This window comes from Pseudomonas sp. SH10-3B (assembly GCF_019891415.1).
In the GTDB taxonomy this organism is placed as follows: Bacteria; Pseudomonadota; Gammaproteobacteria; order Pseudomonadales; family Pseudomonadaceae; genus Aquipseudomonas.
Window position 1 is genome coordinate 1 of record NZ_JAFLXD010000134.1, and the last position, 503, is coordinate 503.

A 503-nucleotide genomic window follows, 5' to 3' on the forward strand; every position below is an offset into this window, starting at 1 on the left:
GACGTGGATCCGCAACCCACTGGCTGCCCTCCTTGCGCAACACGCCGCTCAATTGCCGCTGTAGAAACTGCTCGATGCGCCCGGAGTCCGCGCGGATCATCTGCCCCAGCATCGGCAGCGAGGCGTCACTGGCCGTGGCCGCAAACGGGTAGCGGCTGGCGAAGGCCGTGTTCCACTGGCTGACGATGGAGCGCTGCCACTGGCTGTTCAGGCCCGCGGCCGACGGTTGCAAGACCCGCTGCCAGGCCTGTTCCAGAGGCTGCACGAACAGCGTCTGCGCCGCCCCGCTCCACTGCGCGCCGAGGCTGGCGGCCAGCAGGCTGCCGTAGGCCTGGGTGTCGGTGAGGTCAATGCGGCGCCCTTGAAACACGGTTTGCGCCAGGGCCTGGGTCATTTCCAGCGGGTCGGGTGTGGAGCTGACTTGCTGGAGTTTTAAGCGCACCCGTGTCACCCGGGTGAGGTAGGCCTGGAGGCTCAAGCCGTCGTTGTTGCTCTTGTCCAGC

Annotated in this window: 1 pseudogene; it reads right to left on the bottom strand. The window is 67.0% G+C overall.

The annotated features are described in order from the left end of the window. Positions 1–503: pseudogene (locus tag J1G35_RS31255) on the bottom strand (type VI secretion protein VasK); the annotation flags it as partial.